Origin of the sequence: Knoellia flava TL1, assembly GCF_000768675.1 — a bacterium.
Lineage (GTDB): Bacteria > Actinomycetota > Actinomycetes > Actinomycetales > Dermatophilaceae > Knoellia > Knoellia flava.
Map to the genome: position 1 here is coordinate 46,194 of NZ_AVPI01000010.1, position 22,107 is coordinate 68,300.

Genomic DNA, 22,107 nt, shown 5'->3' on the forward strand with positions numbered 1-22,107 from the left:
TCTTGGCGCCGTTCGAGCCCTTGCCCGCGTCAGCGGGCGCCAAAGCATCAACTTCGAAAGGAACGACCATGCACGTATCCATGAGACGGGGGCTCCAGATCGCCCTCGTGGTCGGCGGAGGGGTTCTCTTCTCCGCCCAGGCACAGGCCGACGACACGACGGGCTCGCAGAGCCTGCTCGGCGGCAACCAAGTGGTGGCACCGGTGTCGGTGCCGGTGACGGTGAGCGGGAACTCGGTCTCCGTGGTCGGGGACTCGTCCTCGTCGGGTTCGGACGCCGGCTCGTCGACCGGTGGTGGCGGTGGCGCTGCCTCGTCGACGTCGGGTGAGGACTCGGCGGCCGGAGGGAACCAGGCCTCGGCGCCGGTGTCGGTGCCCGTCACGGTGAGCGGGAACTCGGTCTCTGTGCTCGGGGACTCGTCCTCGTCGGGTTCGGAGTCAAGCTCGTCGTCCGGTGGCGCGAGCGGTGGTTCGGCTGCGGGTGAGACCTCGGGTGAGGACTCGGTTGCGGGTGGGAACCAGGTGACCGCTCCGGTCACGGCTCCGGTGACGGCCGGCGGCAACGCCGTGTCGGTGATCGGCGACTCGTCGTCGTCGGGTTCGGACGCCGACTCGTCGAGCGGTGGCACGAGCGGTGGTTCGACCGCTGCTGGTGAGACCTCGGGTGAGGACTCGGCCGTGGGTGGGAACCAGGTGAGCGCGCCGGTGACTGCTCCGGTGACCGCCGGTGGCAACGCCGTGTCGGTGATCGGTGACTCGTCCTCGTCGGGTTCGGACGCCGGCTCGTCGTCCGGTGGCACGAGCGGTGGTTCGGCTGCGGGTGAGACCTCGGGTGAGGACTCGGCCGTGGGTGGGAACCAGGTGAGCGCGCCGGTGACTGCTCCGGTGACCGCCGGTGGCAACGCCGTCTCCGTCATCGGTGACGCGACGAGCACAGGCTCCGACACGTCCGCGCCCTCGACCGGTGGAAGCACCAGCCAGCCGGGCACCTCCGGTGACGACTCGACCGGCGGGGGCAATCAGGTGGACCTGCCGGTCGCCGCTCCTGTGACGATCGGCGGCAACGCCGTGTCCGTCGTCGGCGACGCCACGACAGAGGGCTCGACGACGCCCTCCGACCCGACGACTCCGACCGAACCGACGGACCCCGGAACCCCGGGAGAGCCGACGGACCCCGGAACCCCGGGAGAGCCGACCGACCCGGGAACCCCCGGAGAGCCGACCGACCCCGGAGTGCCGACCGAGCCGGGCAACCCCGCGGACCCGGGAGACACGGGCGACCGTGGTGACGACCAGGGCGCGAGCCGCAGCAACGGCCCGACCCGGACGTCGATCACGACAGTCGCCGCGGACGGCTCGATGGGTGAGCTCGCCCAGACGGGGGCCGATGTCACCGTCCTCGTCGGGTCCGCCCTCGCCCTTCTCCTGCTCGGCGGTCTCCTCTCCGGTGCGTCCCGCCGCCGGCTCGCGGAGGTGGCGCAGGGCTGAGTCGAGCGGAGGCTCGGCCGGGGTCGCGTCCACGTGGCGCGCACCCCGGCCCGGCCGCGCCCATGTGCCGTGCCACGAAGCGGCGCTAGTGTCGGACGATGACGGAGTCGGGCACCGGCCCATCGCACCGCTACGTGCAGCCCTGGCTCCACGAGTTCGAGATCGCGGTGCGGGGGAACGTCACCAGCGTCTCGGACCGGCACGGGGACATGGGGGCCGCCGGGACCGGGCTCTTCGTGGACGACCGCCGGGTCCTCTCGCTGTGGGACGTGCGCGTCGACGGTGAGCGACCCGACTGGCTCGCGGCGGCGAGCTCCGGCCCCCGGACCACCGTCTCCACCCTCCTGCGTTCGCTCGGCGACCCCGGGGCGGACCCGACCGTCGAGCTCGTCCGCGAGCGCACCCTCGTCGACGGTGGGATGCACGAGAGCCTGCGGATCGCCTCGCACGCCGCGGATCACGTCGAGCTCGAGCTGACGATCCGGCTCGGGGGCGACGGCGCGGACGTGGCGACCGTCAAGGGTGGCGCCTCGAACAGTCTGTTGGTGCCCGAAACCTCTGGTCGCGGTCTGACGTGGGAGGACGAGCGTCATGCGACGACGTTCACCGCCGACGACGGGAGGACCTCCCTCGCCGTCGACGGGACGACGGACTGGGTCTGGTCGACGACGGTCGCGCCGGGCGGCACGTCCACCCTCCGGACGAGCCTCCTGACGGAGCGACGGGGCGAGCCGGTCTTCGCCACCGACCCCGGCTGGGACGGGATCGCCTGGGACTTCGTCTCGCTGGACTCCGTCGACCCCCGACCGGGTCACCTCATGGCGCAGTCCGTCGCCGACCTGCGCGGCCTCCTGCTCACCGATCCCGAGTCGCCGCAGGACGTCTTCGCCGCGGCCGGGACCCCGTGGTACCTCACCCTCTTCGGCCGCGACTCCCTGTGGGCGGCTCGCCTCATGCTGCCCTTCGGCACCGACCTCGCCCGGGGCACGCTCCGCTCGCTGGCCCGTCGACAGGGCACCGCGACCGACCCCGTCACCGCCTCGGCGCCCGGCAAGATCCTCCATGAGGTGCGCCGCAGCACCTACGTCGACCCCGTGACGGGGATGAGGCTGCCACCGGTCTACTACGGCTCGGTCGACGCCACGCCGCTCTGGGTCAGGCTGCTCCACGACGCGTGGCGGTGGGGCCTCGACGACGAGGTCGTCCGCGAGCTCGAGCCGACCCTGCGCGGCGCCCTGGCGTGGATGCGCACCGAGGCCGAGAGCGGCGACGGACTTCTGCGCTACGTCGACGAGAGCGGCTCGGGACTCGCGAACCAGGGCTGGAAGGACTCGGGGGACTCGATGCGGCGCAGCGACGGCACCATCGCCGACGCGCCCATCGCCCTCGTGGAGACGCAGGCGTATGCCGTCGCCGCGGCTCGCGGGGCGGCCGACCTCCTCGAGACCGTCCTGGGGGAGTCCGGGGACGACTGGCGCGCCTGGGCCGACGACCTCACCGCGACCGTGCGCGAGCGGTTCTGGGTCGACTCGTCGTCGGTGCGTCACCTGTCGATGGCGATCGCCGGCGACGGCCGTCCCGTCGACGGGGTCGGCAGCAACATGGGCCACGTCCTCGGGACGGGTGTGCTCACCGCCGCCGAGGCCCGTCGCGCGGCCCACACGCTGACGTCGCCCGACATGCTCGGTCCCGCAGGCGTGCGCACGCTCTCGCGGGACAACCCGGCATACAACCCCGTCGGCTACCACACGGGGTCGGTGTGGACGCACGACAACGCCATCGCCGCGCTCGGCCTCGCGAAGGAGGGGTTCGGCGTCGAGGCGGCTCGCGTCCTCGATGCCCTGGTCCACGTCGGCTCGTGGACCGGCAACCGCTGGCCCGAGCTGTTCGGCGGTGAGCTCCTCATGGGTCGCCCCATGCCGTACCCGGCCTCGTGCCGGCCGCAGGCCTGGGCCGCAGCCTCCGCCGGCGCGCTCGTCGAGGTCGCCCTGGGCCTCGACGCGGACGCGCCCCGGCGGACCCTTCGACTCGCGCCGATCAGCCCGGCGCCGTTCGGCGCGATGACCGTCCGGGGGGTCCGCGTGGGTGAGGTCGAGGTGTCGGTCTCGGTCGACGCCGAGGGCGAGGTGACCGACGTGCAGGCGGAGGGGGTCGACGTCGTCGTCGGCTGAGTGACGGGAGGTCGCGCCGACGGCATACTGGGGCGATGGTGCGGGTCCTCGCCATCGCCGACGAGGTGGACCACTCCCTCGTGGGGGAGCGGCTCACCCGGATGCGACCCGACCTCGTCGTCAGCGCGGGCGACCTGCCGTGGGACTACATCGAGTCCGTCGCCTCGGCGGTGGACGTCCCCGTCGTCTTCGTCCCGGGCAACCACGACCCGGAGGTGTCGAGCAGCAAGGTCTCGCGCGCGGGGCTGCACCTCGACGCCGGGATGCCCTGTCCGGCACCGCGACCGGTCGGAGCCGTCAACGCCGACGGTCTCGTCGTCGAGGCGGCCGGGCTGCGCATCGCCGGCCTCGGTGGGTGCGTGAGGTACAGGCAGGGACCGAACATGTACTCGCAGCGCGAGTACCACCTGCGGGCCCGTCGGCTGTCGTGGCGCGCCCGCGGTGGCTGGTCACCGGCCCGTCGGCTCCCGTCGGTGGACATCCTGCTCACCCACGCGCCGCCGCTCGGCCTCGGTGACGAGGAGGACGGTCCCCACGTCGGCATCGCCGCGCTTCATGGCCTGCTCGACCGGCTGCGCCCGACGTGGCTGCTGCACGGGCACATCCACCCGCACGGACAGCCGCGCCCCGACCGGCAGGTGGGCGTCACCACCATCCGCAACGTCGTCCCCGTGCGGCTCTTCGAGATCGAGCGAGGCGAGTGACATGGCGTCCGACACCGGGTTCCCGCGGGCCGACGCCGAGGCCGACTTCCTCAAGGTCCGCCGGCAGCAGCGCATGTCGGGCCTCGCGCGCAAGATGCGCGGGGACGAGGGCCGGGTCCTCGCCCTCGACGAGGTCCTCAAGGCGGTCGGCAACCGCGGCGAGCAGTCGCTCGGCGTCCAAAGCATCCCGGTCGAGCGCATCGTCGGGTCGGTCGACAAGGTGCGTGAGTTCGACCCGAGCTTCCGACCCACCTCCGGACGCAACCGGGCCCGGTGGGAGCGGCTCGCGGAGGCGGTGCGGCGGGGCCAGCCGATCCCGCCGATCGACGTCTACCAGGTCGGTGACATGTACTTCGTCCGCGACGGGCACCACCGGGTCTCGGTCGTGCGGGCGCTCGGCGACTCGCTCATCGAGGCAGACGTCACCCGGATCCGCACGACGCTCGACCCGGCCGGCATACGGGGTCGCGGCGACCTGCGTGGCAAGGCGATGCGCAAGCTCTTCCTCGAGCGCGTCCCGCTCGACAAGCTCGCGCGGGGCGAGGTGAAGTGCAAGGACCCGGCGAACTACCCGCTGCTCGCCGAGATGGTCGAGGCCTGGGCGGCTCGGCTCATGTTCCGCGAGGAGGTCCTCCTCAGCGCGTCGCACGCCGCGTCGCGGTGGTACGCCGAGGAGTTTCAGATGGTCATGGAGCTCGCGCGCGGCGGGTTCGTCGAGGAGGGGGAGGCCGAGGGCGACGCCTACGTGCGGCTCGCGGGCACGCGCTACCAGCTCTTCGGCGAGCACGTCTGGTCCGAGGAGGTCTTCGAGGAGATCGCGCGGGTACGCGCAAAGGGCAAGTGAGCCCGGGTCGCCGCACGGCGTGAGGGGTGGTGCACGCCGTGCGGTGCATCAGCTCAGGTCAGGCGCGCGACTCCTCGGACCCGGTCTTCTCGCGCTCGACGCCCTCGAGGAGGTTCTGGCCGCTCTTGGCGTCGAAGATCTGCATCTGCGACGTGTCGTACCAGAGCTCGGCGTCCTCACCCTGCTTCGTGCGGGCTGCCGGGTCGAGGCGCGCCGTGACCGAGGTGCCGTCGCCGCCGGCCATGTCGTTGCCCGAGTCTGCGGCGAGGTCGTCGAGGTCGGCCGAGTGGGCGCCCTCACCACGGACGGTGAAGTAGGCATAGATGTCCGAGCCCATGGCCTCGACGATGTCGACCGGGGCCGTGAACCGTGCGCCGCCCTTGGCCTCGGGCACGAGGCGCGCGTCCTCGAAGTGCTCGGGACGGATGCCGACGATGACGTCCTTGCTGCTCGCGTTCGCGCCCTCGAGGGCCTGGCGCAGCCGGTCGGGGAGCTGGGCGTCGCCGAGCGCGGTGACGACCTTGCCTCCGCCCTCGAGCCGGCCGGGGAGGAAGTTCATCGACGGGCTGCCGATGAAGCCGGCGACGAAGAGGTTGGTCGGGTGCTCGTAGAGCTCGGTGGGGGAGCCGACCTGCTGGACGACGCCGCCACGCATGACGACGACCCGGTCGCCCAGCGTCATCGCCTCGGTCTGGTCGTGCGTGACATAGATCGTCGTCGTGCCGAGGTTCTTCTGGATGCGCGAGACCTGGGTGCGCATCTGGACCCGCAGCTTGGCGTCGAGGTTGGAGAGCGGCTCGTCCATGAGGAACGCCTTGGGGGAGCGGACGATCGCCCGTCCCATGGCGACCCGCTGGCGCTGGCCACCGGAGAGGTTCGAGGGACGCCGGTCGAGGTGCTGGCCCAGCTCGAGCATCTCGGCGGCCTCGCCCACCTTCTTGGCGATCGTGGCCTTGTCGACGCCGGCGAGCTTGAGCGGGAAGCCCATGTTCTCGCCGACGGTCATGTGCGGGTAGAGGGCGTAGGACTGGAACACCATGGCGATGTCGCGGTCCTTGGGCGCCTTGTCGTTGACGACCTCACCGTCGATGAGGAGCCGGCCCTGGGTGATGTCCTCCAGCCCGGCCACCATGTTGAGGGTCGTCGACTTCCCGCACCCCGAGGGACCGACGAGGATGATGAACTCCCCGTCGGCGATCTCGAGGTTGAAGTTGTCGACGGCCAGCGCGCCGTCGGGATAGCGCTTGACGACGTTGTCGAGGACGATCTCTGCCATGACTGCTCCTTGGGTCTCGAACTCGGTCGCTGTCAGCCCTTGACGGCGCCGGACGTCAGTCCGGCCACGATCCGTCGCTGGAAGAGCAGCACGAAGATGACGATGGGGATGGTGATGACGACCGCGGCTGCGGCGATGGGCCCGGTGGGCTTCTCGAACGTCGTGGCGCCGGTGAAGTAGGACATCGCCGCGGGGACGGTGCGGGAGGCCGAGGTCGAGGTGAGCGAGATCGCGAAGAGGAAGTCGTTCCAGCAGCCGATGAAGACGAGGATGGCCGTCGTGAAGACGCCGGGCATCGCCAGCGGGGTGATGACCTGTCGGAACGCCTGGTAGGGCGTGGCGCCGTCCATCTTCGCCGCCTTCTCGAGCTCCCACGGGATCTCCCTGAAGAACGCCGACAGGGTGTAGATCGCGAGCGGGAGGGCGAAGGTGATGTAGGGGATGATGAGGCCGGCCCAGGTGTCGAAGAGGCCCAGCGTCGTCTCGATCTTGAACAGCGGTGTCACGAGCGCGATCTGGGGGAACATCGAGATGAGCAGCGACATGGCGACGATGGCCCTCTTGCCCGGGAAGTCGAGCCGCGCGATGGCGTAGGCGGCCATGGTGCCGAAGACGATCGCCACGAAGGTCGCGATGAGGCAGATGCCGATCGAGTTGATGAGCGCCCGGGTGAAGTCGGGGTTGTCGAAGATCTGCTGGTAGCTCGCCCACGACGGTGACACGGGGAGGAACTTGCCGTCGTTGAGGGTCGCCGAGTCCTTGAGCGACAGCGACACGATCCAGATGACCGGGACGAAGGCGTAGATGAGGACGAGGACGTTGACCATCGTCCAGGTGAGCTTCCGCCGAGGTGTCTCCTGCTCCATGTCAGCGCCTTCCGCCGTCGTCGGACCCCGGTGCCGCGGCGCCGAAGAGCTTGATGAAGATGAACGCGATGATCGCGATGGACAGGAAGATGAGGACGGCCATCGTCGACCCGATGCCGAGGTTGAGGCCGCGGATGAGGTTGTTGTAGCCGACCATCGACACCGACGCCGTCTCGTTCGCGCCTCCGGTGAGGACGAAGATGTTGTCGAAGATCCGGAACGCGTCGAGCGTGCGGAAGAGCAGCGCCACGAGGATCGACGGCTTGATGAGCGGCACGGTGATCTGCCAGAACCGCTGCCACGCGGAGCCGCCGTCCATCGCCGCCGCCTTGTGCAGGTCCTCCGGGACGAGCGCGAGGCCGGCCATGAGCAGGAGCGCCATGAAGGGCACGGTCTTCCACACCTCGGCGAGGATGATGATCGCGATCGAGGACCACTTGCCGGTGAGCGGTGCGTTGTCGCCGGCGAGCCAGCCGAGGTCCTGCGTCCAGGCGAACCGCCACGAGAACGCGGCCACGACGGTGACGATCGCGTAGGGCACGAGCGCCGAGGTCCGCACGAGCCCGCGTCCGACGATGGTGCGGTGCATGACGATCGCCAGCAGCATGCCGAAGACGAGCTCGAGTGCGGCGCTGATGACCGTGATGAGCAACGTGATGCCGAACGCCTGCCACCAGATCGAGCTGGACAGGACGGTCACGTAGTTCTCGAGGCCGACGAACTCGTTGGCGTCCGGGGTGCGCAGGTCGGCCCGGTTGAGCGAGAGCCAGAAGGCATAGACGATCGGGTATGCCGTCACGGCCAGCATGATGATGACCGCCGGTGCGACGAGCTTGAGGCCGAGGTTGCGCTCGGCCCGCTTGCCCTCGCTGAAGCGCTTCTTGGCGATCTCGGTGCCCTCGTCGGGCCCGGTCCCGGAGCCTTTGGTGTCCTCCTCGATGACGCGGGCGCCCGCAGCCTCCGCCGCGGCCGAACCAGTGCTGCTCACGGCAGGATCCCCTTTCCTTCGAGGGTCTGCGCGATGAGGTCACGCAGCTCTGACGTGGAGGACTCCGGGTCGATCGAGCCGGGCGGCGACAGGTTCGTCGACACCAGCGTCGAGATGTTCTGGTAGAGCGGGGTCCTCGGACGGGGGACGGCGTTCTTGAGCTCCTCGAGCATGACGTCGCCCATCGGGTACTGCTCGCGGAACTCGGCGTTGTCCGTGTAGATCCTCTCGAGCACCGGCGCGTCACCGGCGTCGATGGCGGCCTTGACCTGGTGCTCCTCCTTGCGGAGGCACATGGCCGCCTCGTAGGTCTCCTCCGGGTGCTTGCTGTAGGTGCTGACCGCGTAGTTCATGCCCCCGAGGGTGACCTTGGGCGGCTCGCCCGCCTCGACCGTCGGGAAGGTCGTGTAGCCGAGGTCGCCCGCGACCTCGGGGTTGGCCTCCCGCATCGCCGAGAGGACGTAGGGCCAGTTGAGCGCGAACGCCGCGCGCCCGGCCTGGAGGTCGGCGAAGACCTCGGGCTCCTGCGCGTTCGAGAGCGAGTCGCTCACGAGACCGGAGGTCGCGAGCTTCTTGAGCAGACCGAGTCCCTGCACGGCCTTGTCGTCGAGGGTGACCTTGGTGCTGTCCTCGTTGACGAACGTCCCGCCGTAGGCGTTGAGGACGTTGTTGACGTTGACGACGTATCCCTCGTACTGCGCGGCGGTAAAAGCGATCTGGAACGGCTTGCCACCGTCCTTGAGCGCCTGGGCCTGCTCGAGGAGCTGGTCCCACGTCTCCGGAGGCTCGGGCACCAGACTTTTGCGGTACCAGAGGATCTGGACGTTCGTCGTGCGCGGGATCGCGTAGAGCTTGTCCTTCCACGTCGCCGTGTCGACCGGGGGCTGGAGGACGCCCTCGACGGCGGCCGACTTCTGCTCGCCCGTGAGCTCGCGGATCCAGCCGGCCTCGGCGAACTCGGCGGTCCACGTGACGTCCATGCCGAGCAGGTCCATGCTGTCGTCCTTGGCGGCGAGGCGCCGGACGAACTGCTCGCGCTGGCCGTCGGCGTCGCTCGGCAGGAGGTTGCCGACGATCGTGTACTTGCCCCCCGCCTCTTTGTTGCAGGCGTCGATGAGCTCGTTGAACTTCACCGCCGACGCGCCACCGTAGAGGTTGATGACCGTGCCGTCCGGGCCACCTCCGCAAGCCGCGGTCAACCCGGCCGTGAGGGCGATCACCCCAGCGCTCGCGGTCACACGTCGGGTCCGGCGGCGCCGGCTCTGGATGGCTCTGGACATGTTGCCCTCCTCGATCACGTCAGTGTGATCTGGGTCTCACCCAATACCTTCTCGGAAGGTAGCGCAACCGGTCGACCGGTGGGGTCTCAGCCTGTGGCGAGGTCCACGACATCCCCGACGACGACGACCGCCGGCGACTCGACCCGGCGGAAGAGCGCCGTGTCGGCGATGTCCTCGAGCGTCCCGAAGGTCACCCGCTGGTCGGGCAGGAAGCCGCGCTCGACGATCGCCACGGGGCAATCGGCGGACCGTCCGGCGGCGATGAGCCGGGTCGCGCTGTCCCGCAGCGTGGAGACGCCCATGAGGAGGACGAGCGTGTGGTCGCTGCCCGGCGGGAGCGACGGGATCTGCTCGTGTCCCGAGACGACGGTGAAGGCCTTGGCCACGCCACGGTGGGTCAGCGGGATGCCCGCGGCCGCAGGCACAGCGACCGCGCTCGTCACCCCGGGAACCACCTCGACCGGTATGCCGTGTGCCTCGCACGCGAGGCGCTCCTCACCTCCGCGACCGAGGACGTAGGGGTCGCCACCCTTGAGCCGCGCGACACCGTGGCCACGGCTCGCCTCCTCGACGAGGATCTCGTTGATCCGGTCCTGGGGGACGGGGTGGTGGCCGGGGGTCTTGCCCACATCGATGACCCGCACCGACTCGGGCAGGCGCGACACGACGGCGCGCGGCGCGAGCCGGTCGACGACGACGACGTCGGCGGTGGCCAGCAGCTCGTGCCCACGGCTCGTGAGCAGGCCGTCCGAGCCGGGCCCGCCGCCGACGAGGGCGACCCACCCCTGCTCGCGACGACGCGCGGGACGCAGGTCGAGCGCCCCCGTGTGCAGGGCGAGGTCGATCGAGTCGCGCACCCGGGCCGAGCGCCCGTCGTCCTCGGTGTGGACGGCGACCGTGACCGCACCGTCCGGGGTCTGAACCCGGGTGAGGGCGGGAACGCTCGCCGCGCTCGCGCGGACGTCGGTGGCGTCGACGCACCAGAGCCGCAGCTCGTCGGCGGCGGCCCGGACCGCGGCGTCGGCCCCGGGGTCGCCGGTGGCGGTGTGCACGAGCCACGCGCCGTCGAGGTCGGCCGGCCCCGCCCAGTCGCGCCGCACCCAAGTGGTGCGGTCGGTGTGCGCGTCGAGCAGCTCGGAGACCTCCTCGCAGACCCACGGCGAGACGACCCGGACGTCGGCCCCCTCGTCGAGGAACGACCGCACGCGCTCACCCGTGACGGGGCCTCCGCCGAGGGCGACGACGAGCCGTCCGCCGAGGTCGAGGACGACGGGGAGCGCGCCCCTCAGATGTCCCACGGCTCGTCGCCTTCGGGTCGGGTCGGCGCGTCCGCGGCGGTGGGCAGCGTCGCGCCGACCATGCCCGCGGCGACCGTCCGGCCGTCGTGGGCGTCGATGAGGAGGAAGGAGCCACCGCGCCGTGACGTGGAGTAGTTCTCGACCGGCACCGGGCTCGCGAGCCGCAGGCGGACGGGCCCGATGTCGTTGAGCGACAGCGTCTCCGCGGCGACGGAGTGCAGCCCGTCGAGATCGAGTGCTCCCTCGATGGCGCGCACCGCGGTCTGCACCGTGCGCGACCCGTGCTTGAGCAGGAGCCGCTGGCCCGAACGGAGCGGCGCGTCGCCGAGCCAGCAGACGACGGCCTCGATGTCCTGGGTGGGCTCGGGTGCGTCCGCGGCCGAGGCGATGACGTCGCCGCGGGAGATGTCGATGTCGTCGGCGAGCCGCAGGGTCACCGACTGCGGCGCGAACGCCTCGTCGAGCGAACGCTCGGCGAGGTCGATGCCCACGACCGTCGACCGCGTCCCGGACGGCAGGGCGACGACCTCGTCGCCGACCCGGACGACGCCCGAGGCGACGTGGCCGGCATACCCCCGGTAGTCGCGGTGGGTGGCCTCGCGCGCCGCTCCCTGGGGGCGGATGACGAGCTGCACGGGGAGGCGGAAGGCCTCGTGCTCGGGGTCGTCGGCGGGCGGCAGGTCCTCGAGGAGCTCGAGGAGGCTGGGGCCGGCATACCAAGGCGTTCTCGTGGAGCGCTCGGCGATGTTGTCGCCGTCGAGGGCGCTCACCGGGATGGCCGTGGCGTCCTCGACGCCGAGTTCGCGGGCGACGGCCTGCACCTCGGCGTTGACCCGTTCGAAGACCTCCTTCGAGAAGTCGACGAGGTCGATCTTGTTGACGGCGACGACGACGTGCGGCACGCGCAGCAGGGCCGTGACGGCGAGGTGGCGGCGGGTCTGTTCGAGGACGCCGCGGCGGGCGTCGACGAGGAGGACGACGACGTCGGCGGTCGAGCTGCCGGTGACGGTGTTGCGCGTGTACTGCACGTGACCCGGGCAGTCGGCGAGGACGAAGCTGCGGCGGGCGGTCGCGAAGTAGCGGTAGGCGACGTCGATGGTGATGCCCTGCTCGCGCTCGGCGCGCAGGCCGTCGGTGAGGAGGGCGAGGTCCGCTGCGGTGAGCCCGCGGTCGCGAGAGACGCGCTCGACGGCCGCGAGCTGGTCTGAGAGCACCGACTTCGTGTCGTGGAGGAGGCGGCCGACGAGGGTCGACTTGCCGTCGTCCACGGAGCCTGCCGTCGCGAGGCGGAGCAGGGTGCCGGCCCGGGGGAGGGCGTCGTGCTCGGTCGTCGTGGAGCTCATCAGAAATAGCCTTCCTTCTTGCGGTCCTCCATGGCGGCCTCGGAGACCCGGTCGTCGGCGCGCGTGGCGCCGCGCTCGGTGAGGGTCGAGGCGGCGACCTCGACGACGATGTCGGCGTTGGTGCGCGCGGGTGACTCGACGGCGCCGGTGCAGGACATGTCGCCGACGGTGCGGTAGCGCACGACCCGGGTCTCCACCTGCTCGCCCTCGCGCGGCTGCGAGTGCGGTCCGACCGCCAGCCACATGCCGTCGCGGGAGAAGACCTCGCGCTCGTGGGCGTAGTAGAGGGAGGCGAGCGGGATGTCTTCGCGCTCGATGTAGCGCCAGACGTCGAGCTCGGTCCAGTTGCTGATCGGGAAGACGCGCACGTGCTCGCCGGGCCGGTGGCGGGGGTTGTAGAGGTTCCACAGCTCGGGCCGCTGGTTCTTCGGGTCCCACTGGCCGAACTCGTCGCGCAGCGAGACGACCCGCTCCTTGGCTCGTGCCTTCTCCTCGTCGCGGCGGCCGCCGCCGAAGACGCCGTCGAAGCGGTGCTCGTTGATGGCGTCGAGGAGCGGCACCGTCTGGAGGGCGTTGCGCAGGCCGTCGGCGCGCTCGCGCAGGCGGCCGTCGTCGAGGTAGTCCTGGACGCTCGCGACCTCGAGCCGCAGACCCAGCCGCTCGACGGTCTCGTCGCGGTAGTCGAGCACCTCGGGGAAGTTGTGGCCGGTGTCGACGTGGAGGACGGGGAAGGGGATCGGCGCCGGCCAGAACGCCTTCGCGGCCAGGTGCAGCATGACGACAGAGTCCTTGCCGCCGCTGAAGAGCAGCACCGGCCTCTCGAGCTCGCCGACGACCTCACGGATGATGAGGATCGCCTCGGCCTCGAGTGCGTCGAGCTGGTCGAGGACGTGTGCCCCCGGCGCCTCGGCTGCCACCCCGGCGGCGGCGGTGAGGCTGGCGGTGTCGGACACGGTGGCTGCGCTCATGTGTGGATCCCGCATTCGGTCTTGGCGAGGCCGGACCAGCGTCCGGCTCGGGCGTCCTCACCCGGGGCGACCCGGCGGGTGCAGGGCTCGCACCCGATCGACGGGTAGCCGTCGAACATGAGGAGGTTGACGGGCACGGAGTGCTCGGTGGCGTATGCCGTGACGTCGTCGAGCGACCACGTCACCAAGGGGTTGACCTTGACGAGCCCGTGCTTCTCGTCGAAGGTCACGAGCGGCGTGTGGGTCCGGGTCGGGGCCTCGTCGCGGCGGACCCCGGTGACCCAGGCCTCGTAGCCGGCGAGTGTGCGGGCGAGCGGCTCCATCTTGCGCATCGCGCAGCACAGCGCGGGGTCGCGGTCGTGGAGGCTCGGACCGAACTTCGCGTCCTGCTCGGCGACGGTGAGCTCGGGCAGGACGTCGACGACGGTGACGTCGAGCTCGTCCGCGACGCGCGCACGCGTGCCGAGGGTGTCGGCGAAGTGGTAGCCGGTCTCGAGGAAGAGCACGTCGACACCGGGCGCGTGCTGCGAGACCAGGTGCGGCAGAACGCCTTCGGCCATCGAGCAGGCGACGGCGAGCGTCCCGGGGAAGGTCTCGGCGGCCCAGCGGGCGACGGCCAGCGCGTCGGTGTCGTCGAGCAGTGATCCCTCGGCGGCGAGGGCCCGCAGCTCCTCCTCGCTGCGCTTGGTGCCGGTGCCGCTGTCGGTCGTCATGTCAGGTCCTCCTCGTCGGCGCGGTGGGCCCAGGCGGCGAAGGACTCGCCCTCGGTGCGCTGGTCGACGAAGCGCCGGACGAGGCGCTCGACGTAGTCGGTGAGGTCGGTCGCGGGGACCTTGAGACCGCGGACGGTGCGCCCGAGCCCGGCCTCGTCGCGCTCGGGGGAGGCGAGGCCGCCGCCGAGGTGGACCTGGAAGCCGGGGACGCTCTCGCCGGCGTCGTCGGTCGTGATGAGGCCCTTGAGCCCGATGTCGGCGGTCTGGATGCGGGCGCACGAGTTCGGGCACCCGTTGACGTGCAGCGCGATCGGCTGGTCGAGCTCGATGCCAGCGAGGCGCTCCTCGAGTGCGGCGATGACGGCGGTCGCCGTGTCCTTGGTGTCGACGATGGCGAGCTTGCAGTACTCGATGCCGGTGCAGGCCATCGTCGAGCGGCGGAACGAGCTCGGCGTTGCGCTGAGCCCCAGATCGGCGAGCCCGGCGACGAGCACGTCGACGCCGTCGGCCGGAACGCCGAGGACGACGAGCTTCTGGTGCGCGGTGAGCCGGACGGCGTCCGCACCGACGCGCTCGACGAGGTCGGCCAGCGTCGTGAGGATCGTCCCGCTGACCCGTCCGACGGTGGGCGCGGCGCCGACATAGAACCGGCCGTCCTTCTGGGCGTGGACGCCGACGTGGTCGCCGGGTCCCTTGGCGGGTGCGGGCGGCGGGCCGTCGGGCAGGGTGCGCCCGAGGTACTCGGTCTCGAGGACCTCACGGAACTTCGCGGGACCCCACTCGGCGAGGAGGAACTTGAGGCGGGCCTTGGTGCGCATCCGCCGGTAGCCGTAGTCGCGGAAGATCGAGATGACGCCGTGCCACACGTCGGGCGCGTCCGCCTCGGAGACGAAGACGCCGATCCGCTCGGCGAGGCGCGGCGCCGTCGACAGCCCGCCACCGACCCACAGGTCGAAGCCGGGTCCCAGGTCGGGATGGACCACACCGACGAGTGAGACGTCGTTGATCTCGTGGACGACGTCGAGGCTGGGGTGCCCCGTGATCGCCGTCTTGAACTTGCGGGGGAGGTTCGACAGCTCCGGGTCGCCGAGCCAGCGGCTCGTGATCGTCCTGATCACCTCGGTGGGGTCGATGATCTCGTCGGCGGCGATCCCCGCGACCGGGCTGCCGAGGAAGGCGCGCGGGGTGTCGCCGCAGGCTTCGGTCGTCTGCAGGCCGACGGCCTCGAGCCGGCGCCAGATCTCGGGGACGTCCTCGATGGCGATCCAGTGGTACTGGATGTTCTGGCGGTCGCTGATGTCGGCGCTCTCGCGCGCGAAGTCGGTGGAGATGTCGCCGAGGACACGCAGCTGGGTGGGGGAGAGGGCCTGGCCGTCGGTGCGGACCCGGAGCATGAAGTACGAGTCCTCGAGCTCGTGCGGCTCGAGCTGCGCGGTGCGCCCGCCGTCGATCCCGGGCTTGCGCTGCGTGTAGAGACCCCACCACCGGAACCGGCCGTGGAGGTCGTCGCCCGGGATGGAGTCGAACCCCTCGCGCGCGTAGGTCGTCTCGATCCGCTCGCGGACGTTGAGCCCGTTGTCCTCGGCCTTGAACGCCTCGTTCGGGTTGAGCGGCTCGCGACCGTCGACAGCCCACTGGCCGTTGGACCGGCCGGTGCGCGGCGGTCGCAGGGTGCGGCCGGAGGCGACGCTCGTCATGGGGTCCTCGATCCGTGATAGGTGCCGAATGCTGATCGAAAGCATAAGAGCGAGTTATGGCACCCGGAGAGGGTGGTCCACGATGTGGCCGCGCCGAGACAGGTCCTCGACACCTTTCACCGGGGTATCATCGAACACATGTTCGACCCCTCGACGCCGCCTCCACTGCGGCGCTCGGCGAGCCCGGGTGCACCCGGGGGGTCGCGCCGGCCGGGGCCGCCGGGCTGGCCCGACCGCGTCCCGCCGCCCGAGGCGCCGGGCTGGCAGGTGCCGGCCGTCGGCTGGCTGCTCGACCACTGCCCGTCGGACTACCGCATGTATGCCGTGTGGCGCCGTCACCCGGTCGCCCTCGCCTGGGTGACCACGCACCACCTGGACGCCCAGCTGGGAGCGATGCGGACGGCATACAGGGGGCTTCGGGTCGACCTCGCCGACCACGTCGAGCCCGAGGGGATCGCGGCCTCGCTGGCGGCGCTCGAGGCCGAGGGTGCCCGGCTCGTCGCGGCCCGCCGGGCGGCCGGTCTGCTCCTCGAGGCCATGCAGGGGCACACGTTCGTGCCGCGCCTCTGAGGGTCCCTTGACCGAGGTATACGTTGAGTAAGGAGTTGCCCAAGTCCCTTCCGTGGCGACATCAGGAGCGGTTGTGATGAAGGAGTCGCGCCGCCCGCGCGACGTCTCTCGACACGACAAGGAAGTCCCCATGCGTCGATCGCTCTCCGCACTCGCCTGCCTCGCCACGGGCTCGGCCGTGCTGGCCACCGCCCTCCCGGCGACCGCCCGCCCCGCCGACCCCATCGGTCCACTCCGCCAGCTCGACGTCGCCTCGGTCGGCGCCAGCGCGGAGCAGGCCCTGCGCTCCGCGCCGGGTCTCGTGCGGCTCGCGGCCGGGGAGGACCTCGTGGCGACGTCGGCGGTCGGTGAGGCGTCCGGCGTGCGGCACGTCCGGATGAACCGCTCCTACCATGGGCTGCCGGTCCTCGGTGGCGACCTCGTCGCGCACCTCGGCGCCGACGGCGACGTCGACTCGGTGAGCCAGACGCTCACCGCGCCTCTGAGCATGAGCACCTCACCCACGATCTCGGCCGCGAAGGCGCGCTCGGCGGCAGCCGCGACCCTTCCTGCGGGAGTCTCCCTCGACAAGGCGGCTCCGACCCTGGCGGTCGACGCCATCGCGGGCACGCCCCGGCTCGTCTGGGACGTCCGCGCCAGCGGTGTCCGCGAGAGCGGCACCCCGAGCCGGCTGCACACGTGGGTCGACGCGACCACGGGCTCCGTCGTCGGGTCGGCCGACGAGATCCACGAGGCCGACGGCAGCGGGGCGTCGCTCTACAGCGGCACGGTGACGATCCAGACGACGCTGTCCGGCTCGACCTACCAGCTCAAGGACACGACCCGGGGCAGCTCGCAGGTCACCGACATGGGCAACAAGACCGACAGCGCGTTCTGCACGGTCCTCGGCGTCGGCTGCTCGACCGGGACGCTGTTCACCGATCCCGACAACGTCTGGGGCAACGGCACCAACGCCAACCGGCAGAGCGCCGCCGTCGACGCGGCATACGGGCAGGCCCGCACGTGGGACTACTTCAAGAACGCCCACGGCCGCAACGGCATCTGGAACACCGGCCAGGGCTCGCCGAGCCGGGTGCACTACGGCTCGAACTACGTCAACGCCTTCTGGGACGGCAAGCAGATGACCTACGGCGACGGCGACGGCAGCTCGTTCGGCCCGCTCGTCTCGCTCGACGTCGCCGGGCACGAGATGAGCCACGGAGTCACCGAGAACTCGGCGAACCTCACCTACTCCGGCGAGTCCGGCGGCCTCAACGAGTCGACGAGCGACATCTTCGGCTCGATGGTCGAGTTCAGCGCGAACAACCCGAACGACCCGGGCGACTACCTCATCGGTGAGGAGTTCGACCTCGCCGAGGGCCTCGGCTTCCGCCGCATGGACAACCCGAGCAGCGACGGCAAGTCGGTCAACTGCTGGAGCTCGTCGGTGGGCAACCTCGACGTCCACTACTCCTCGGGCGTCGGCAACCACTTCTTCTACCTGCTCGCCGAGGGCTCGGGTGCCAAGACGTTCGGCGGCAAGGCGCACAGCTCGACGACGTGCAACGGCTCGACGCTGACCGGCATCGGGCGGGACGCCGCGGCGAAGATCTGGTACCGCGCGCTCACCGTCTACATGACTTCCTCGACGAACTACGCCGGGGCGCGCACCGCCACGGTCAAGGCGGCCGGTGACCTCTACGGCGCCACGTCGTCGCAGGCCACGGCGGTCGCCCAGACCTGGGACGCGGTCTCGGTGAAGTAGGAACGGCGGGGCGGTCACGGGCTCCACACCCTTCCCGCACGTCGGGGAGAGGTGTGGGGCCCGTGAATGTTTCGTGCAGGGGTGGGCGCCAGCCCGGTGGGGGAGCAGTGCCGTGCCGGAGAGCACCTAGACTTCTGCGGATGGACATCGGCACCGAGAGGGAGAGCGCGTGAGCGTGTTGGAGCGCATCCAGGGACCTGACGACCTCAAGGCCCTGACCCGACCCGAGCTGGAGACGCTGGCCGGCGAGATCCGGACCTTCCTCGTCGACGAGGTCTCCCGCACCGGCGGCCACCTCGGCCCCAACCTCGGCGTCGTCGAGCTGACCATCGCGATCCACCGGGTCTTCGACAGCCCGCGCGACTCCGTGGTCTTCGACACCGGCCACCAGTCCTACGTCCACAAGCTCCTCACCGGTCGCCACGACTTCTCGGGGCTGCGCAAGCAGGGCGGGCTCTCGGGCTACCCGAGCCGCGCCGAGTCCGAGCACGACGTCGTCGAGAGCTCGCACGCGTCGAGCTCGCTGTCCTGGGCCCACGGCATCGCGGCCGGACGTGTCGTCACGGGCGAGCGTGACCGGCATACGGTCGCTGTCATCGGCGACGGGGCGCTCACGGGAGGCATGGCCTGGGAGGCGATCAACAACATCGCCGCCGAACGCGACCTGCCGCTCGTCATCGTCGTCAACGACAACGAGCGCTCCTACGCACCGACCCGCGGCGGGCTTGCCGACAAGCTGTCGACGCTGCGCACGACCCGCAACTACGAGCGGGTCCTCGACTGGGGCAAGTCGACTCTGCACCGCACGCCGGTCGTCGGCGGCGCGATGTACGAGACGCTGCACGGGGTCAAGAAGGGCCTCAAGGACATCGTCGCGCCACAGGGCCTCTTCGAGGACCTCGGCCTCAAGTACATCGGTCCGGTCGACGGGCATGACGAGCCCGCCGTCGAGCAGGCGCTGCGCCGCGCCCGGGCGTTCGGAGGGCCGGTGCTCGTCCACGTCATCACCCAGAAGGGCAAGGGCTACGACCCGGCCGTCAACGACGAGAGCGACCAGTTCCACGCCGTCGGCGTCATCAACCCCGAGACCGGGCTGCCGCTCGAGATCTCCGGTCGCAGCTGGACCGACGAGTTCAGCGACGCCCTCGTCGAGCTCGGGGAGGAGCGCTCTGACGTGGTGGCGATCACCGCCGCGATGATGATCCCCGTCGGGCTCGACGCGTTCGCGAAGCGCTTTCCCGAGCGGACGTTCGACGTCGGCATCGCCGAGCAGCACGCGACGACGATGGCCGCCGGACTCTCGTATGCCGGCCTCCACCCTGTCGTCGCGATCTATGCCACCTTCCTCAACCGCGCCTTCGACCAGCTGCTCATGGACTGCGCGCTGCACCGCGCCGGGGTCACGTTCGTGCTGGACCGCTCGGGGATCACCGGGCCGGACGGCGCCTCGCACCACGGCATGTGGGACATGTCGCTCGTCGGCGTCGTGCCGGGCCTGCACCTCGCCGCACCGCGTGACGGTGAGCAGATCCCCAAGGCGCTCCGTGCAGCGGTCGACATCTCCGACGCCCCCTCGGTCATCCGCTTCCCCAAGGGGTCGGCGGGCGACTCGATCGAGGCGGTCCGGTCGGTTGGTGGCGTCGACGTGTTGGCCGAGCCGGACGAGGGGGAGGTCGACCTGCTGCTCGTCGGTGTCGGGTCGATGGCGGCCACCGCGCTCACCGTGGCCGACAAGCTCTCGGCCGAGGGGCTGCGGGTCCGGGTTGTCGACCCGGTGTGGGCGCTGCCCGTGAACCCGGTGGTCGGCGAGATGGCCGGTGCTGCCGGTCGAGTCGCCGTCGTGGAGGACAACTCGGTGTCGGGTGGAGTCGGCTCGCACGTCGTGCAGGCGCTGCGGGACAGCGGTTCCGACGTCCCGGTCGACCTCTTCGGACTGCCGCGCGAGTTCCTCGACCACGGCTCCCGCGGCCAGGTCCTCGACCGCGTCGGCCTCACGCCCGAGGCCATCTCGACGAGGCTCCTCGACACCCTGCGCTGACCCGAGAGGACACTGACAGCCCACGTCGAAAGGGCCATGGACAACCTTCGGGGTCCGTGCTGACCTGCTGGGATGAACGTGCTCGTGGTGGGTGCGAACGGACAGCTCGGTTCGGCCTGTTGTCGTGCACTGGCCGAGCGGGGTCATACGGTGCGCGGGTCGGTGAGGGCGTTGGAGCGCGCCGTCGACCTCACGGGCGTGGAGCTCAGGGTGGCGGACCTGGCCCGTGCACCCGACCTCGACGACCTCCTCTCGGGGATCGACGTCGTCGTCCTCACCGCCAACACCGCGGTCCCGCGAGCCGGGGACGACGTCGAACGCTTCGTCGAGGGCGAGCACCGGCTCATCGACGCAGCGGCACGCCACGGGGTCCGACGCATCGTCCTCCCGTCGATCCCGGAGACAGACGTGGACTCGGCTGTGCCCATCGTCTCGGAGCGGCGTCAGCTGGAGGAGCGCGTCCTCGAGACGGTCCCCGGCTCGGTCGTCCTGAGGCTGCCGCCCTTCATGGAGGTCTGGCTGGCCCTCGTGGGGTCCGCGGTGCCGCTGCGCGGTGAGCCGCACGCGACGATCGGCCGGCCGTCGCCCTTCCTGAGGACCTTCAGACGGCTCACCGGGACGCTGGTCGAGCGACGTGGTCTCATGCTCGTGCCGGGCCCGACCCGACACCGGCAGGCCTTCATCGCCGTCGCCGATGCTGCAGCCGCCTGCGTGAAGGCCGTCGAGCGGGACGACGTCGCCGGACAGGTCCTCGACGTCGCCGGCCCACAGGTGCTGACCTGGGACGACGTCGCTCGCACCTACTCCGACGTCCTCGGGCGACCGGTCCGGGCCGTGTCGGCGCCGACTGCGGTCTTCGCAGCACTTTCGGCCGTGCTGCGCAGGGTCGCCGAGGTTCCGTCGCGCACGATGGCACTCAACAGGTTCGTCGGCTCGTCCGAGTCCGCCTGGCACGAGCCGGGTGGCGGACTGGTCGACGTCGAGGAGATGACGACCGTCGAGGCGTTCCTCCGCCGCAAGGCCGCGCTGCCTTCGACCCCGTCGACCGTGGTCTGAGCGGGTCAGCCGCCCACTGCACACAGGATCAGGCGCGATGTGGGTCCGGAACCCATGAGCGGGTGGTGGGCGGACGGCATACGGTGCTCGTCCGGGGGTGGCACCCAGCGGCCCGACGCGCGGAGGTGAGCCAGTGAGAGTCGTCCCGGCCTTCACGGTGGAGGTGGACGCGGGGACCCTCGCCGTCCACGACCTCACACCCGGTGCCACCCGCGTCGACGTCCCGGTGGTCCTCGCGCTCCACGGCATCACGGCCAACGGCCTCGCCTGGCAGACGCTCGCGGACGAGCTCGTGCGGCGCCACGGCGTCGGGGGAGTGCGCGTCCTCGCGCCGGACCTGCGCGGCCGGGCCGCGAGCCGTGGCGTCCCGGGCCCCTACGGCATCGCGACCCACGCGGCCGACACGTCGGCGATCGCCTCGGCCTTCGGCGGCCACCCGGTCCTCGTCGGTCACTCGATGGGGGCGTTCGTCGCTGCCTCGGCCGCGGCCAAGGACCCCGACCGCTACCGGGCGCTCGTCCTCGTCGACGGGGGACTGGGCTTCCCCGTCCCGGCCGGCCGCGACGTCGACGCGGCCCTGTCCGCCGTCATCGGTCCGGCGATGACCCGGCTCTCGATGGTCTTCGACTCGCCCGACGACCACCTCGCCTTCTGGCGGCGGCACCCCGCCGTCGGTCCGCTGCTCGATGGGCCGACCGGGCTGTGGCTGCGCCGCTACCTCGACCACGACCTCGTCGAGGGGCCGGACGGGTGGCGGTCGAGCTGCATGCTCGAGGCGGTGCGTGCCGACGGCCGTGACGTCCTCGTCGACCCCGACACCCTCGCAGCGGCCACTCGCGCGGTCGAGGCAGGCGTCCCCACCGAGCTGCTCTGGGCGAGCCGCGGCCTGCTCGACGAGCCGCAGGGCCTCTATGACGAGGGACGACTGCGTGCCCTCGCGTTGCCACCGACCCTGCGCACCAGCGAGGTCCCCGACTCCAACCACTACTCCGTCATCCTCGAGCCCGCAGCCATCACGCGCCTCGCCGACACCGTCGACCGCCTGCTCCCTGACGCCGACTGAG

At 71.3% G+C, this 22,107-nt stretch carries 18 protein-coding genes; 9 read left to right on the top strand and 9 right to left on the bottom strand.

Going from position 1 to position 22,107, the window contains the following annotated elements:
* Positions 1-80: 80 nt before the first annotated feature.
* The 4 genes from N798_RS04680 to N798_RS04695 all read left to right on the top strand — a co-directional run bounded on the left by N798_RS04680 (position 81) and on the right by N798_RS04695 (position 5,206).
* Complete coding sequence (locus tag N798_RS04680) at positions 81-1,487, top strand: chaplin family protein (RefSeq protein WP_052116921.1); 1,407 nt, start codon at positions 81-83, stop codon at positions 1,485-1,487.
* Between the two features lie 98 nt (positions 1,488-1,585).
* Positions 1,586-3,658 (top strand): amylo-alpha-1,6-glucosidase, encoded by a 2,073-nt coding sequence (locus N798_RS04685; protein ID WP_052116922.1) that lies wholly within the window; start codon positions 1,586-1,588, stop codon positions 3,656-3,658.
* A gap of 35 nt (positions 3,659-3,693) precedes the next feature.
* Positions 3,694-4,362, top strand: coding sequence for a metallophosphoesterase family protein (locus tag N798_RS04690; protein WP_035946650.1), 669 nt, complete (start codon positions 3,694-3,696; stop codon positions 4,360-4,362).
* 1 nt (position 4,363) lies between these two features.
* Positions 4,364-5,206 (top strand): hypothetical protein, encoded by an 843-nt coding sequence (locus tag N798_RS04695; protein ID WP_035946651.1) that lies wholly within the window; start codon positions 4,364-4,366, stop codon positions 5,204-5,206.
* Positions 5,207-5,264: 58 nt separating this feature from the next.
* On the opposite strand, the gene N798_RS04700 is transcribed toward N798_RS04695, so the two are convergent.
* The 9 genes from N798_RS04700 to N798_RS04740 form a co-directional block, all read right to left on the bottom strand.
* Positions 5,265-6,482 (bottom strand): ABC transporter ATP-binding protein, encoded by a 1,218-nt coding sequence (locus N798_RS04700; RefSeq protein WP_052116923.1) that lies wholly within the window; start codon positions 6,480-6,482, stop codon positions 5,265-5,267.
* A gap of 32 nt (positions 6,483-6,514) precedes the next feature.
* Positions 6,515-7,348, bottom strand: coding sequence for a carbohydrate ABC transporter permease (locus N798_RS04705; protein ID WP_035946652.1), 834 nt, complete (start codon positions 7,346-7,348; stop codon positions 6,515-6,517).
* Position 7,349: 1 nt separating this feature from the next.
* Complete coding sequence (locus tag N798_RS04710; protein ID WP_035946654.1) at positions 7,350-8,336, bottom strand: carbohydrate ABC transporter permease; 987 nt, start codon at positions 8,334-8,336, stop codon at positions 7,350-7,352.
* Complete coding sequence (locus N798_RS04715) at positions 8,333-9,616, bottom strand: ABC transporter substrate-binding protein (RefSeq protein ID WP_035946704.1); 1,284 nt, start codon at positions 9,614-9,616, stop codon at positions 8,333-8,335. The genes N798_RS04710 and N798_RS04715 overlap by 4 nt, the downstream gene beginning before the upstream one ends.
* 86 nt (positions 9,617-9,702) lie before the next feature.
* Entirely contained in the window at positions 9,703-10,914 is a 1,212-nt protein-coding gene (gene cobA / locus N798_RS04720) for a uroporphyrinogen-III C-methyltransferase (protein ID WP_052116924.1), read from the bottom strand.
* A complete protein-coding gene (locus N798_RS04725; protein ID WP_035946656.1) occupies positions 10,902-12,257 on the bottom strand; it encodes a sulfate adenylyltransferase subunit 1 in 1,356 nt (451 codons plus the stop codon). Before N798_RS04725 ends, cobA begins: the two co-directional genes overlap by 13 nt.
* Positions 12,257-13,225 (bottom strand): sulfate adenylyltransferase subunit CysD, encoded by a 969-nt coding sequence (gene cysD / locus N798_RS04730; RefSeq protein WP_035946657.1) that lies wholly within the window; start codon positions 13,223-13,225, stop codon positions 12,257-12,259. The genes N798_RS04725 and cysD overlap by 1 nt, the downstream gene beginning before the upstream one ends.
* On the bottom strand, positions 13,222-13,938 hold the full coding sequence (locus N798_RS04735; RefSeq protein ID WP_035946658.1) for a phosphoadenylyl-sulfate reductase: 717 nt from the start codon (positions 13,936-13,938) through the stop codon (positions 13,222-13,224). The genes cysD and N798_RS04735 overlap by 4 nt, the downstream gene beginning before the upstream one ends.
* Positions 13,935-15,635, bottom strand: a complete 1,701-nt coding sequence (locus N798_RS04740; protein ID WP_035946659.1) for a nitrite/sulfite reductase — start codon at positions 15,633-15,635, stop codon at positions 13,935-13,937. Before N798_RS04740 ends, N798_RS04735 begins: the two co-directional genes overlap by 4 nt.
* 138 nt (positions 15,636-15,773) lie before the next feature.
* Here N798_RS04740 and N798_RS04745 point away from each other — a divergent pair, with 138 nt between their 5' ends.
* The 5 genes from N798_RS04745 to N798_RS04765 all read left to right on the top strand — a co-directional run bounded on the left by N798_RS04745 (position 15,774) and on the right by N798_RS04765 (position 22,106).
* A complete protein-coding gene (locus N798_RS04745) occupies positions 15,774-16,205 on the top strand; it encodes a hypothetical protein (RefSeq protein ID WP_229708239.1) in 432 nt (143 codons plus the stop codon).
* Between the two features lie 130 nt (positions 16,206-16,335).
* Positions 16,336-17,949: a M4 family metallopeptidase gene (locus tag N798_RS04750; RefSeq protein WP_035946707.1), complete on the top strand. Its 1,614-nt coding sequence runs from the start codon at positions 16,336-16,338 to the stop codon at positions 17,947-17,949.
* A 169-nt stretch (positions 17,950-18,118) separates the two neighbouring features.
* A complete protein-coding gene (gene dxs / locus N798_RS04755; RefSeq protein WP_035946661.1) occupies positions 18,119-19,987 on the top strand; it encodes a 1-deoxy-D-xylulose-5-phosphate synthase in 1,869 nt (622 codons plus the stop codon).
* Positions 19,988-20,059: 72 nt separating this feature from the next.
* Complete coding sequence (locus N798_RS04760; RefSeq protein ID WP_084100113.1) at positions 20,060-21,043, top strand: SDR family oxidoreductase; 984 nt, start codon at positions 20,060-20,062, stop codon at positions 21,041-21,043.
* 133 nt (positions 21,044-21,176) lie between these two features.
* Complete coding sequence (locus N798_RS04765) at positions 21,177-22,106, top strand: alpha/beta hydrolase (RefSeq protein ID WP_035946663.1); 930 nt, start codon at positions 21,177-21,179, stop codon at positions 22,104-22,106.
* Position 22,107: the final 1 nt, after the last annotated feature.